This window comes from Brevundimonas sp. NPDC055311 (assembly GCF_053645695.1).
In genome coordinates this window covers 963,592-976,195 of record NZ_JBSHMV010000002.1, presented here as the reverse complement: position 1 = coordinate 976,195, position 12,604 = coordinate 963,592, and the positions used below count along the sequence as shown (strand labels likewise).

The following is a 12,604-nucleotide window of genomic DNA, read 5'->3' as shown; positions in this document are numbered from 1 at the left end:
ATGGACTGGGGCAACGCGCGACGCCACGCCTTCCCGCCCGTCTTCGGCGTACACGCTCGCGTCCTGATTCTGGGCAGCCTGCCAGGCGAGGCGTCTTTAAAAGCGGCGCAGTATTATGCCCACCCGCAGAACAGCTTCTGGCGACTGATGGGAAGCCTGCTGGGTCAATCGGACCTCGCCTCCTTGCCTTACGAGGCGCGGCTGGAAAGCCTGAAGGCCGCGCGGGTCGGTCTTTGGGACGTGATCGCCTCGGCCGAGCGCAAGGGCAGTCTGGACGCCGCCATCCGCACGCCCGAGGCGGCCGATCTGATCGCCCTGACGCACCGCCTGCCCGACCTGCGAGCGATCGCCTTCAACGGCGGAACCGCCGCGCGACACGGGCGGCGCATCCTGGAAGGCGCGACGACCGCCGCCCTGATCGACCTGCCGTCGTCCAGTCCGGCCCACGCCCGCGCCTTCGAGGAAAAGCTCGCCCATTGGCGGATGCTCGAACCCTATCTGGGCTGAAGGTTCACGCGCGACGCCTGAAAATTTGAACCCGCTCGCATCCTTTTGCGTATCTGGGCCGTATCCCTTCCACCGGGGCCATGTCGTCCCGTGCGCCGCTATCGAAGGAGAGACGCCATGAATATCCGCATTGCAGTACTCGCCGTGTCCAGCGTCGCCGTCTTGACCCTGGCCGCCTGCGGTCAGAACGACGGCAAGAAACAACCGTCCATGATCGAGGGCCCCACGCCTTCGGCCGTTCCCGCCACGACCGAACCCATGGTCGGCGGCGCCGCGATGAATCCTTCCGACAACCTGGTCGCCAACGCGTCCAAGGCTCCCAACCTGACCACCCTGGTCAGCGCGCTTCAGGCCGCCGGCCTGACCGAGCGCCTGCAGGGCCCCGGCCCCTTCACGGTCTTCGCCCCTGACAACGCCGCCTTCGACAAGATTCCCGCCGCCACGCGCGAGAGTCTGATGCAGCCGGCCCAGAAGGCTGAACTGACCAAGATCCTGACCTATCATGTGGTGCCGGGCCGTTTGACCGCCGCCGATATCGCCGCCCAGGCCCAGGCCAACGGCGGAACCGCGACCCTGACCACGGTTCAGGGCGAGAAGCTGACGGTCAAGGACGCCGGCGGCGGCCAGTGGCGGATCACCGACGCCAAGGGCGGAACCTCGACCATCACCCAGGCCGACATCGCCCAGTCGAACGGCGTGGTCCACGTCGTGGACACGGTGCTGATGCCGAAATAGGCGCCGGATCGAACCGAACCGATCGAACTGATAGGCCTCAGGCGCGTTGATCAGATGCGCCCCGGCGCCTCCGGTCACCCCCGTTTCCCCGGCGGGAGGCAGATCGAAGAAGGGCCGCAACCGTCGCCGGTTGCGGCCCTTCTGTCATCGGGTGGCGATGCGCCCTATTCGCCGGCGCGGATCTGTTCGCGCGCGATCGAGGCCAGTTCGTCCATCTTGGAGCGAAGCTCGCCCTCGGACACCGTCATGCCCGAGGCCTTGAAGTCGCCGGCCACCTTGCGGAAGACGTCTTCCTCGCCCGGCTGCTCGAAGTCGGCGCGGACCACGGCGGCGGCGTATTGCTCGGCGCTTTCGGTCGACAGGCCCATCTTCTCGGCCGCCCACAGGCCCAGCATCTTGTTGCGACGCGCGATGGCCTTGAATTCCTGTTCCTGATCGAGGGCGTACTTGGCCTCGAAGGCCTGTTCCCGATCGTCGAAGGTCGTCATGCGCGTCGTAACTCCAGTCACGGGCCAGTCTCGCCCGCAAACGGCTCTATGGCCCCCGGCGCGAGCGAACGCAACCAGACTTCGGTCGCGGATGCTGACGCAGGGTCGCTTCAGGATATTTGTGTCACAGACGCCCTTCGGTTAAAGGGCGCGTGGTTCTATTAGAGCCGCCGTCGATTCAAGGACCGCGCCGCCCCGACCTTCGGGCCGCGCGTTTTTCGTTTTGAGGCCGTCCGTTTCCTTCCCGTCCGGGACCCGAAGATGAACACCAAGCGCAAGAAGCTCTACGAGGGCAAGGCCAAGATCCTGTACGAAGGGCCTGAGCCGGGCACGCTGATCCAGTATTTCAAGGACGACGCGACCGCCTTCAACGCGCAGAAGAAGGCGACCCTGGAAGGCAAGGGCGTCATCAACAATCGCATCAGCGAATTCATCATGTCGCGCCTGAACACGATCGGCGTGACCAACCACTTCATCAAGCGTCTGAACCTGCGCGAGCAGCTGATCCGCGAAGTCGAGATCATCCCGCTGGAGGTCGTCTGCCGCAACGTCGTCGCCGGTTCGCTGGCCCAGCGCCTGGGCCAGGAAGAGGGCACGCCCCTGCCCCGTTCGATCATCGAATTCTACTACAAGAAGGATGAGCTGAACGACCCGATGGTGACCGAAGAGCACATCACGGCGTTCAACTGGGCCACCACCCAGGAACTGGACGACATCCTGGCCATGACGGTGAGGGTGAACGACTATCTGTGCGGCATGTTCGGCGCCGTCGGGATCACCCTGGTGGACTTCAAGATCGAGTTCGGCCGCGTGTGGGAGAACGACTTCAGCCGCGTCATCCTGGCCGACGAGATCAGCCCCGACTCGTGCCGCCTGTGGGATTCGACCACGGGCGAGAAGCTGGACAAGGACCGCTTCCGCCGCGACATGGGCGACGTCATCGAAAGCTACACCGAGGTGGCCCGCCGCCTCGGCATCATGAAGGACATGCCGACCGTGATTCAGGGAGGGCTGCATTAATGGCCAAGGTTAAAGTTCACGTCTTCCTCAAGCCCGGCGTCCTGGACGTCCAGGGCAAGGCCGTCGAAGGCGCCCTGCAGGGTCTGGGCTGGAACGGCGTGTCGAACGCCCGCGTCGGCAAGCTGATCGAGTTCGACCTCGACGACGCCGTCGCCGACAAGGAGGCCGAGGTGAAGCGCATGTGCGACACCCTGCTGGCCAACACCGTCATCGAAAGCTACCGGATCGAAATCGCCTGACATGATCCTGCGGCCTGAAACCCATGCGGATCAGGCCGCGATCCGGGCTCTGACCGCGGCGGCCTTTGACGGCCACCCGCACAGCGACGGCTCGGAGCCGCGCATCATCGACGCCCTGCGAGACGCCGGCGCCCTCGCCCTGTCTCTCGTCGCCGAGTTGGACGGTCGGATCGTCGGCCACGCCGCCTTTTCCCCGGTCGAATGGTCTGCTCAGCCCGGCTGGTTCGGCCTTGGGCCCGTGTCCGTCGCCCCGGCCCATCAGGGTCAAGGCATCGGCGGCCGATTGATAGAAACGGGCCTGGGCGATCTGCGCCGCAACGGCGCGCGCGGCTGCGTCGTCCTAGGCGACCCCGCCTATTACACCCGCTTCGGGTTCGCTCAGGACCCGCGTCTGACCTATCCTGGGCTGCCGCCTGAATATTTCATGGCGCTGAGCTTCGGCCCCATCACGGGGACGGGTCCCGTCCGCTATGATCCCGCCTTCGGTCAGGCCTGACCGCACAGATAATCCCGACTCAGCGGCACGGCGGTCTGTTTCTTCGTCAGTTGCAGCTGGAAGACCATGTGGCCGAGTTCGCGGAAGGCGACCTCGCTGCAGGCCAGATAGAATTCCCACATCCGGCAGAAGCGCTCGTCATACATGGCCCGCGCCTCGCCGCGCCGCGCCAGAAACCGCTCGCGCCAATGCCGCAAGGTCTCGGCGTAGTGCAGACGCAGCACCTCCATGTCCGTGACCCACAGGCCCGCCCGCTCGATGGCGGGCAGCACTTCCGACAGAGCCGGAATATAGCCGCCGGGGAAGATGTATTTGCGGATCCAGGGCTGGGTGCGATTGGGCGGCGAGTTACGGCCGATCGCGTGGATCACCGCCACCCCGTCGTCATCCAGCAGGCGGGCGACGGTGTCGAAATACTCCTGATAGTTCGGCGCGCCGACATGTTCGAACATGCCGACCGAGATGATGCGATCGAATGTCTGGTCCAGGTCGCGATAGTCCTGAAGCCGGAAGTCCGCCCGGTCCGTGACGCCCAGGGCCGCCGCACGCTCATTGGCCGTCCGGTGCTGCTCCGTCGACAGGGTGACGCCCGTCACCCGCGCCCCGCGCTCGACCATGGAAAGCCCCAGCCCGCCCCAACCGGCGCCGATGTCCAGGGCGCGATGCCCCCGCTCCAGCAACAGCTTGTCGATCAGGCGGCGCTTCTTGGCGACCTGGGCCTGTTCCAGGCTGGCGTCCGGCGTCTCGAAGAAGGCGCAGGAATATTGCAGGTCGTCGTCCAGAAACAGGCGGTAGAAGTCGACCGTCAGATCATAGTGGTGATGCACATTGCTGCGCGCGTTCAGTCGATCATTGGCCTGCTCGGCGCCACGCTTGATCCGCTGCATCCAGGTCATCTTCGGCGTGCGCGGACGCAAGGCCATCTGCGAGGCGGCCAGCTCCAGAAAGTCATAGATGCCGCCGCCCTCGACCTGGAATGTTCCATCCATGAAGGCTTCGCCCAACGCCAGGTCAGGATTGGCGGCGATGGCGACGGCCGCCTTCATATCGGTCAGCACGGCCGTCAGTTCCGGCTCGCCCGGCCCTGCCGTCAGCTCGCGGCCGTCGGGAAATCGCACCCGGATCGACCGCGTCTGAAAGGTTCGGTCCAACAGGGCTTGCAGCATCCCGTTCCTCCGCTCATCAAGACAGCTTGACCTTAGCTAGGGACAGAATGTCGCGACGCAACGTCCGTGACCAGTCTTTCGTTAGTCCTGTTTCAGTTTCGGCGACCTGATCCGCCGCCAAAGGGAGAACGCCGCCATGAGCTTCACTGTCAACTCGACCGCCTTTTCTGACGGAGGGGTCCTGCCTGACGCCCAGGTCAAGGCGCTGGGCGACACGTCGCCGCAGCTCTCATGGTCGGGCGCCCCGGAGGGAACCAAGAGCTTCGCCGTCACCTGTTATGACCCTGACGCGCCGACCGGGTCGGGCTTCTGGCACTGGACCGTCGCCAACATTCCAGCCGATGTCGCCGAACTGGCGGCCGGCGCGGGCGCGGTCGGCGGGGCGAACCTGCCCAAGGGCGCCGTCCAGGGCCGCACCGACTACGGCGAGGCCGGTTTCGGCGGCGCCGCCCCGCCCCCAGGCCACGGCCCGCACCGCTACATCTTCACCGTCTTCGCCGTGGATGTGGACCGGCTGGACGTGACGGAAGACAACTCGGGCGCGGTCTTCGGCTTCAACCTGCACTTCCACACCCTGGCCAAGGCGTCGATCACAGCGACCTACGAAAACCGGGGCTGACGCCCGGCCTCCCGAGGCATGGACACAAAGCGTGATGAGCGCTTCGACGCCGCTCCGGTTGATGCCGTGGGCGGCGTTCCTATTTTGCAGCGCAACCTCCCCTTTTGCTGCATTGCGATAATCCATGGCCCCTGCCGACGCCGCCCCCTGCCTCGACGAAACCGGCTGCATCACGGCCGGTCGCGACATCGAGCGCGTGGCCGAGCCGGGCAAGACGGCGCTGGTGCTGCTGGCCCTGGCCATGGGCGGCTTCGCCATCGGCGTGACCGAGTTCGCGGCCATGAGCGTCCTGCCCGACTTCGCCGCAGGCCTGGGCGTCAGCGAGCCCAAGGCGGGCCACGTCATCAGCGCCTATGCCGCCGGAGTGGTGGTCGGGGCGCCGATCCTGGCCGTGCTGGGCGCGCGCCTGCCGCGCTGGCTGCTGCTGATCGGCTTCATGGCCCTGTTCGCCGTCGGCAACGCGCTCAGCGCCATCGCCCCGACCTATGAGTGGATGCTGGCCTTCCGCTTTCTCAGCGGCGTGCCGCACGGGGCCTATTTCGGGGTGGCGGCGCTGGTGGCGGCGTCGCTGGTTCCCCTGCGCCTGAGAACCCGCGCGGTCTCGACCATCCTGCTGGGCCTGACGGTCGCCACGGTGATCGGGGTGCCGGTCGCCAACGCCGTCAGTCATGAGTTCGGCTGGCGCTGGACCTTCGCCATCGTCAGCGTGCTGGCGGTGCTGACCATGGCGCTGGTCGCCCTGTTCGCGCCGCGCGATCCGGCCCATCCCGACGCCAGTCCCTGGCGCGAGCTGGGCGCCCTGAAGCGCGGCCAGGTCTGGCTGACGCTGGGCGTCGGCGCCGTCGGCTTCGGCGGCATGTTCGCGGTCTACGCCTATCTGGCCTCGACGCTGAAGGCGGTGACGGGCGTGGGGCCTGAGGTCCTGCCCTGGGTCTTCGCCCTGTTCGGTCTGGGGATGATGGCGGGCAATCTGCTGGGCGCCTGGGCCGCCGATCGCTTCGGCATGCTGGCGGCGGGCGGCCTGTTGCTGTGGAGCGCGGCGGCGTTGGCCCTTTATCCCTTCGCCGCGCCGCATCTGTGGGCGGTGATGATCGTGGTGCTGCTGATCGGCGGCGGCGGCGGGCTGGGCTCGGTGCTGCAGACCCGGCTGATGGACGTGGCCGGCGACGCCCAGACCCTGGCCGCCGCCCTGAATCACTCGGCCTTCAACACGGCCAACGCCATCGGCCCCCTGCTGGCGGGCATGGCGGTGGCGGCGGGCTGGGGCTGGACCTCGACCGGCTGGGTCGGCGTCGCCCTGTCGCTGGGCGGTTTCGCGGTCTGGGCGGTCGCCTGGACCACCGGTCGCAAGACGCCGCAAAGCGACGCCTGACATTCTCCACGAAGGGTGCTAGGAGGCCCGGTCATGAGCGCAGCCGTCATCGTCTTCCCCGGTTCCAACTGCGATCGCGACTGCAAGGTCGCCGTCGAACGTTCCACTGGCGAACAGGTCCAGATGGTCTGGCACGCCGAGACCGAACTGCCCAAGGGCCTCGATCTGATCGTGCTGCCCGGCGGGTTCTCCTACGGCGACTATCTGCGCTGCGGCGCGATGGCGGCCCAGGCCCCGATCATGCAGGCGGTCAAGAAGGCCGCCGACGACGGCGTCACCGTGGTCGGCATCTGCAACGGCTTCCAGGTGCTGTGCGAAGCTGGGATGCTGCCGGGCGCCCTGATGCGCAACAGCAGCCTGAAATACATCTGCAAGCCCATCAGCATCACCGTCGCCAACGGCCAGACGCGCTTCACCTCGGGCTATCAGGGCCAGCGCGAAATCGTCATGACCCAGGGCAACGCCGACGGGAACTACTACGCCGACGCCGAGACGCTGAAGCGCATCGAGGGCGAGGGCCAGGTGGTCTTCCGCTACGTCGACAACCCCAACGGCTCGGTCGGCGACATCGCCGGCCTGCAGAACGAGCGCGGCAACGTCCTGGGCATGATGCCCCACCCGGACCGCGCGTTCGAAGCCGAACTGGGCAGCGCCGACGGCGCGACCCTGTTCCAGAGCATCTACGCGGCGGCGTGACCGGCGCCATCGCCGGCCGTCGCCCCGATTGCCGTCATCCTCGGGCTTGACCCGAGGATCCAGCCCCTTCGCCGTGGGTCAAGGCTCGTCGAGTCGCAACGTCAGCCGTGGTGCTGCTGGATGAAGGCCGTTTGAGGCGCGACGTCAGATGTCATGCAGCTGGATCCTCGGGTCAAGCCCGAGGATGACGGCGGAGGGCGGCCTAAACGCCCAGCTTCGGCGCAGCCGCGCCGCTGGCGTCGATGGTGGCGAACAGGGCGCGGATCAGGTCCTGCTCCTCGGCCGTGATCTCGGGCTTCCAGACATCGAAGATCAGGATGGTGCGGTCCTGGTCGCTGTCGTTGGCGGCCTCGTGCTCGATCGTGTCGTCGAAGGCCCAGGCCTCGCCCGCCCTCCACTGGCGCTCCTCGCCGCCGACGCGGAACCAGCAAGCCGGCGGCACGACCAGCGGCAGGTGACAGATCAGCCGCGTGTTGATCAGGCCGTGATGCGGCGGGATGGTCGCGCCCGCCTGCAGCTTCGAGAACAGGATCGACGGCGAACGGCTGGGGATACGGCACAGGGGCGCCGCCGCCAGCGCCTTCATCGTCTGCGGGCAGCGCGCCGCGATCTCAGGAACCTCGACCCCGTCCTTCCACAGGAAGACCGCGCTCCAGGCGTCATTGCCCAGCAGCCCCGCCTGATCGTTCCGGGGCCGGTTGGAGCGGTCCTCTATATAGGGGGCGAACAGCGCAGGTTCGGCCAGGATGGCGTCGAGTTCGGCGCGGATGGCGGGCGCCGCCGCCTCGACCTCGGCCAGCCAGGCGACGGTCTCGCGCGGCTGGAACTCGATCTGCGGCAGGCCGGGAAACATGTAGAATTTCGGCTGCTGGTAGTAGAGCCGCCGCTTGCCCGTCATCAGATCCAGAGAGGCGGCGAAGCGTGAGCTGGAGGTTGCGGGGTCGAATCCGCGCCTCGCCAGCCCGTCGCGCAGGCCCTGCTCGAAGCGACGAGCGCCCTCGGCCTGGGCTGCGGCGGCGTGTTGCAGTTCCGCCCGCAGGTCCGGCGGCGGGGCGGCGATCGCCCGACCCTGAGCCAGGGCGGCGCCGTAGAAGCTCATGGCCGAGCGATGATCCCCCTGAGCGCTGAGGGCGTCGCCCTTGAGCACCAGGGCGCGCGGCTCGCGCGGGTTGATCCGCAACAGCGCCTCGGCCGCCGCCGCCAGGGCCGCAGCGTCCGACCGCTCGCGCGCCCGCCGCGCCTCGCGCAGGAGGGCGTCGACCTGAAGTCGTGGATCAGGGGAGCGAACGTCGGTCATGGGAGGATGGAACCGCCCTCCATCGCGACGGTCAAGCGTCTCAGTCGCCCTTGCGATCCAGGACGCTGGCGCTGCGGCCGGCGTCGCCGACCTCGACCTCTTCCTCGATCGGTTCGCCGTCCTCGTCGGTCGCGCGCTCCAGCGTGCCTTCGGCGCCGGATTCGTGAATGGCGGCCAGTTCGCGAGCGCCGACGCCCAGGCCCTGCTCCAGGGCGCGATTGGTCTCGACCTCTTCCTCGAGCGTCTGTTCAATGGGGTCCGGTTTGTTGGGGTCCGGTTTGTCGGGGTCGGTCATGACGGCCTCCTTCTCAATGGCCTGAAAGCAAGGCGGGAGGCCCGGTCGCGGTTCCATGCCCCGCCGATGAACCTTCTTCGGCGCCGCGCGTAGATACGGCGAAGCTGAGCCGGAGAGACGCATGACCGCCATCGAACGCCCCACCCCCGCCCAGCAGACGCGCCGCCTGGCCGTGCTGGCCGCCGCCGTCTTCGCCGTCATCGTGCCCATCGTTCAGGCCCTGGGCGGTTTCGGCCTGAGTCAGGCCGAGTTCGCCGCCGACGGAAACCAGACGTTGCGGGTGGCCGGTTACGCCTTTTCGATCTGGAGCCTGCTCTATCTGGGCCTGCTGATCTACGCCGGGCGTCAGGCCCTGCCCCAGACGGGCGAAAGCGTCCTGATCAACCGTATGGGCTGGCCGTCGGTCGTCGCCTTCTTCGGCATCGGCTTCTGGATCATCATGGCGGCGCTGAACCTCAAGGCGGCCAGCGTCATCGTCATCTTCGCCTCGCTCCTGGCCCTACTGCTGCCGATGCTGGCCAGCGCGCGCACGATCCGCGCGACCGGGGCGATGGAGCGGGACCGCTGGTTCCTGATCTGGCCGCTGGCGGCCCTGGCCGGGTGGCTGACCGTGGCGGCGCCGCTGAACCTGATCACCGTGGCGACGGCGTTCGAGGCCCTGCCCGCCGCCCTGTCGCCGACCGGCTGGGCCGTGCTGGCCGTGATCGCGACCACCCTGATCGGGATCGGCGTGACCTGGGCCTTGCGGACCCTGGCCTATCCCCTGCCCATCGCCTGGGGCCTGGTCGGCGCCTTCGTGGCCGAGCAGGAGGTCAAGCCGGTGCTGGCCTTTACGGCCCTGGCGGCGGCCTTCGTCGTGGTGGTGGCCGGCGTCATCGTCACCTTCGGCCTGAGGCGCGGAATCGAACGCCGTCGTTGAGTCTCGCCAAGGCCGCTTCGGATGGGCTGACAGACGCCCCAGAGACGGCTAGAAGGCCCGCCCATGAGCGCGCCCCAAAAGACCATCGCCCAGCTGGCCGAAGAGTACGGCCTCGCCCCCAATGAATATCAGGTCCTGCTGGACCGGCTGGGCCGCGAGCCCAACCAGGTCGAGCTGGGCGTCTTCTCGGTCATGTGGTCCGAGCACTGCTCCTACAAGTCGTCCAAGAAGCAGCTGATGAAGTTCCCGGTGACGGGCGAGCGCGTCATCTGCGGCCCCGGCGAGAACGCGGGCGTGATCGACATCGACGACGGCGACGCCTGCATCTTCAAGATGGAGAGCCACAACCACCCCTCCTACATCGAGCCCTATCAGGGCGCGGCGACGGGCGTGGGCGGCATCATGCGCGACGTCTTCACCATGGGCGCGCGCCCGGTGGCCCTGCTGAACGCCCTGCGCTTCGGCGATCCGTCGCACGAGAAGTCCAGGCGTCTGGTCAAGGGCGTGGTCAGCGGCATCGGCGGCTACGGCAACTGTGTCGGCGTGCCGACCGTCGCGGGCGAGACGAATTTCCACGCCGGGTACAACGGCAACATCCTGGTCAACGCCATGTGCGTCGGCTTGGCCCGCGCCGATGAGATCTATTATTCGGCCGCGCCGGAAGCGGGCCACGACGTGGTCTATTTCGGCTCCAAGACCGGCCGCGACGGCATCCACGGCGCCACCATGTCCTCGGCCGAGTTCGACGACGAGTCGGACGCCAAGCGCCCGACGGTGCAGGTCGGCGACCCCTTCGCCGAGAAGCTGCTGATCGAAGCCACGCTGGAGCTGATGGCCTCGGGCGCCGTGGCCGCCATTCAGGACATGGGCGCGGCGGGCCTGACCTCTTCGTCCGTCGAGATGGCGGGCAAGGGCGGCGTCGGCGTCGAGCTGGACCTGGACAAGGTGCCCCAGCGCGAAACCGGCATGACCGCCTATGAGATGATGCTGTCGGAATCGCAGGAGCGGATGCTGGCCGTGCTGAAGCCCGGCTTCGAAGACGTCGGCTATCGCATCTTCCAGAAGTGGGGACTGGACTTCGCCATCATCGGCAAGACGACCGACACCGGCCATCTGGTGCTGAAGCATCACGGCGAGGTCGTCTGCGACGTGCCGCTGGCCCCGCTGTTCGACGACGCGCCCCTGTACGACCGTCCGTGGGTCCAGCCGGAGCTGCAACCGCGCCTCGACCCGGCTGAAGTCCCCGCGCCGGAAAGCTGGAACGACGCCGTGCTGAAGGTCGTCGCCTGCCCCGACATGGCGTCCAAGCGCTGGATCTGGGAGCAGTACGACCGCCACGTCATGGCCGACACGCTTCAGGACTCGGCCACCGGCGCCGACGCGGGCGTGATCCGCGTCCACGGCACGGAAAAGGGCCTGGCCGTCACCAGCGACTGCACCCCGCGCTATGTCCAGGCCGACCCCTATGAAGGCGGCAAGCAGGCCGTGGCCGAGGCGTGGCGCAACCTGACCGCCGTCGGCTCGCGCCCCATCGCCATCACCGACAACCTGAACTTCGGCAACCCGCAGCGGCCCGAGATCATGGGCCAGATCGTGCGCGCCACCGACGGCATGGCCGAGGCCTGCCGCGAACTGGACTTCCCGGTCGTGAGCGGCAACGTCAGCCTCTATAACGAGACCAACGGCGTCGCCATTCCGCCGACGCCGACCGTCGGCGCCGTGGGCCTGCTGACCAACTACGACGTGACCACCGGCTTCGGCGGCGCGGCCGAGGCCGACCAGCTGGTGCTGATCGGCCAGACGCACGGCGAACTGGGCGCTTCCATCTATCTGCGCGAGGTGCTGGGCCGCGAGGACGGCGCCCCGCCGCCGGTCGACCTGAAGCTGGAACGCAAGACGGGCGACTTCGTGCGCGGCCTGATCGAGGCGGGCGAGCTGACGGTCGTTCACGACCTGTCGGACGGCGGCCTGGTCGGGGCGGCGGCTGATATCGCCCTGGCCTCGGACGTCGGGATCGAGCTGAACGCCTCCAGCCAGGCTCACGCCCACGCCTTCCTGTTCGGCGAGGACCAGGCCCGCTATCTGGTCGCCGTGGCGGACGCCGACGCCCTGATCGCCAAGGCCCAGGACGCGGGGCTGCACGCCTCGGTCGTCGGTCTGGTCAAGGGAACGGACTTCGCCTCCTCGGGTCCGAAGGGCGAGCTGTTCCGCATCCCCGTCGCCCATGTGCGCGAGTTCCACGAAGGCTGGATGCCGAACTGGATCGAAGGCTGATGCGAGCCGCCGTCCTCACCCTCGTCGTCGCCGGCGCCGCCCTGCTGTCGGCCTGCGAGTTCGAGGGCGGCGATCCCGTCCAGCACGCCCTGCGCGATGCGGCGGCCGCCCGGCAGGCCACCGCGCTGAAGACCACCGATGAAGAAGAGGTCCAGGCGATCCGTCGCCCGACCGCCTCCGGCCCGACCCTGCATGAGCCGGACGAACTGTCGCGACTGATCGCCGCACGACGCCAGGCGGTCGAGGAGACCCGCACCGCCCTGGCCGCCGTCGCCGATCCGGCGCTGAAGGCCCAGTTGGCCGAAGACCTGAAGGCCGAGGAAGCCAGCCTGCGCGCGCTTGAAGCGCGCCGCGCCGTACAACCTTAAGGCGGATTGTCAGCAGCCGTTCATGTTGATGGTGTAGGGCGCTCGGCATAGCCAAGCCCCGACGGAGCCCTCCGCTGAAAGTCGCTGTCGTCCTGCCTTCCGGTTGCCGCTTC

The 12,604-nt window shown here is 67.9% G+C and carries 15 protein-coding genes; 11 read left to right on the top strand and 4 right to left on the bottom strand.

Annotated features, from left to right (window positions below; genetic code table 11):
- Window positions 1–507 carry a DNA-deoxyinosine glycosylase gene (locus ACWIDZ_RS10505; protein WP_453989579.1) on the top strand — a complete coding sequence of 169 codons (507 nt, stop codon included), beginning with the start codon at window positions 1–3 and terminating at the stop codon, window positions 505–507.
- A gap of 117 nt (window positions 508–624) precedes the next feature.
- Window positions 625–1,242, top strand: a complete 618-nt coding sequence (locus tag ACWIDZ_RS10500) for a fasciclin domain-containing protein (RefSeq protein ID WP_343830946.1) — start codon at window positions 625–627, stop codon at window positions 1,240–1,242.
- A 164-nt stretch (window positions 1,243–1,406) separates the two neighbouring features.
- On the opposite strand, the gene ACWIDZ_RS10495 is transcribed toward ACWIDZ_RS10500, so the two are convergent.
- A complete protein-coding gene (locus ACWIDZ_RS10495) occupies window positions 1,407–1,730 on the bottom strand; it encodes a DUF1476 domain-containing protein (protein ID WP_291778042.1) in 324 nt (107 codons plus the stop codon).
- Window positions 1,731–1,991: 261 nt separating this feature from the next.
- Between ACWIDZ_RS10495 and purC the strand changes: the two genes are divergently transcribed.
- Genes purC through ACWIDZ_RS10480 form a run of 3 tightly spaced genes read left to right on the top strand, consistent with a single transcriptional unit; the run spans window position 1,992 to window position 3,485 of the window.
- On the top strand, window positions 1,992–2,750 hold the full coding sequence (purC, locus tag ACWIDZ_RS10490) for a phosphoribosylaminoimidazolesuccinocarboxamide synthase (RefSeq protein ID WP_291778039.1): 759 nt from the start codon (window positions 1,992–1,994) through the stop codon (window positions 2,748–2,750).
- The gene (gene purS, locus ACWIDZ_RS10485) at window positions 2,750–2,989 is read left to right on the top strand and encodes a phosphoribosylformylglycinamidine synthase subunit PurS (RefSeq protein WP_269299347.1); all 240 of its coding nucleotides are present in this window, start codon (window positions 2,750–2,752) and stop codon (window positions 2,987–2,989) included. The genes purC and purS overlap by 1 nt, the downstream gene beginning before the upstream one ends.
- 1 nt (window position 2,990) lies before the next feature.
- On the top strand, window positions 2,991–3,485 hold the full coding sequence (locus tag ACWIDZ_RS10480; RefSeq protein WP_453989578.1) for a GNAT family N-acetyltransferase: 495 nt from the start codon (window positions 2,991–2,993) through the stop codon (window positions 3,483–3,485).
- Here the strand turns inward: ACWIDZ_RS10480 and ACWIDZ_RS10475 are convergent.
- On the bottom strand, window positions 3,476–4,651 hold the full coding sequence (locus ACWIDZ_RS10475) for a class I SAM-dependent methyltransferase (RefSeq protein WP_453989577.1): 1,176 nt from the start codon (window positions 4,649–4,651) through the stop codon (window positions 3,476–3,478). The genes ACWIDZ_RS10480 and ACWIDZ_RS10475 overlap by 10 nt on opposite strands.
- Before the next feature lie 136 nt (window positions 4,652–4,787).
- Here ACWIDZ_RS10475 and ACWIDZ_RS10470 point away from each other — a divergent pair, with 136 nt between their 5' ends.
- The 3 genes from ACWIDZ_RS10470 (at window position 4,788) to purQ (ending at window position 7,338) form a co-directional block, all read left to right on the top strand.
- On the top strand, window positions 4,788–5,270 hold the full coding sequence (locus ACWIDZ_RS10470) for a YbhB/YbcL family Raf kinase inhibitor-like protein (RefSeq protein WP_343830940.1): 483 nt from the start codon (window positions 4,788–4,790) through the stop codon (window positions 5,268–5,270).
- 124 nt (window positions 5,271–5,394) lie between these two features.
- Window positions 5,395–6,642, top strand: coding sequence for an MFS transporter (locus tag ACWIDZ_RS10465; protein WP_346487289.1), 1,248 nt, complete (start codon window positions 5,395–5,397; stop codon window positions 6,640–6,642).
- A gap of 33 nt (window positions 6,643–6,675) precedes the next feature.
- Entirely contained in the window at window positions 6,676–7,338 is a 663-nt protein-coding gene (purQ, locus tag ACWIDZ_RS10460) for a phosphoribosylformylglycinamidine synthase subunit PurQ (RefSeq protein WP_453989576.1), read from the top strand.
- A 202-nt stretch (window positions 7,339–7,540) separates the two neighbouring features.
- On the opposite strand, the gene ACWIDZ_RS10455 is transcribed toward purQ, so the two are convergent.
- Window positions 7,541–8,635 (bottom strand): aspartyl/asparaginyl beta-hydroxylase domain-containing protein, encoded by a 1,095-nt coding sequence (locus tag ACWIDZ_RS10455; RefSeq protein ID WP_453989575.1) that lies wholly within the window; start codon window positions 8,633–8,635, stop codon window positions 7,541–7,543.
- Window positions 8,636–8,675: 40 nt separating this feature from the next.
- Window positions 8,676–8,930: a hypothetical protein gene (locus tag ACWIDZ_RS10450; RefSeq protein WP_453989574.1), complete on the bottom strand. Its 255-nt coding sequence runs from the start codon at window positions 8,928–8,930 to the stop codon at window positions 8,676–8,678.
- A 121-nt stretch (window positions 8,931–9,051) separates the two neighbouring features.
- Here ACWIDZ_RS10450 and ACWIDZ_RS10445 point away from each other — a divergent pair, with 121 nt between their 5' ends.
- From ACWIDZ_RS10445 to ACWIDZ_RS10435, 3 genes are all read left to right on the top strand, one after another.
- Window positions 9,052–9,849: a hypothetical protein gene (locus tag ACWIDZ_RS10445; protein WP_338576389.1), complete on the top strand. Its 798-nt coding sequence runs from the start codon at window positions 9,052–9,054 to the stop codon at window positions 9,847–9,849.
- 63 nt (window positions 9,850–9,912) lie between these two features.
- Window positions 9,913–12,123 (top strand): phosphoribosylformylglycinamidine synthase subunit PurL, encoded by a 2,211-nt coding sequence (gene purL, locus ACWIDZ_RS10440; RefSeq protein ID WP_453989573.1) that lies wholly within the window; start codon window positions 9,913–9,915, stop codon window positions 12,121–12,123.
- Window positions 12,123–12,491, top strand: a complete 369-nt coding sequence (locus tag ACWIDZ_RS10435; protein ID WP_453989572.1) for an indole-3-glycerol-phosphate synthase — start codon at window positions 12,123–12,125, stop codon at window positions 12,489–12,491. The genes purL and ACWIDZ_RS10435 overlap by 1 nt, the downstream gene beginning before the upstream one ends.
- Window positions 12,492–12,604: the final 113 nt, after the last annotated feature.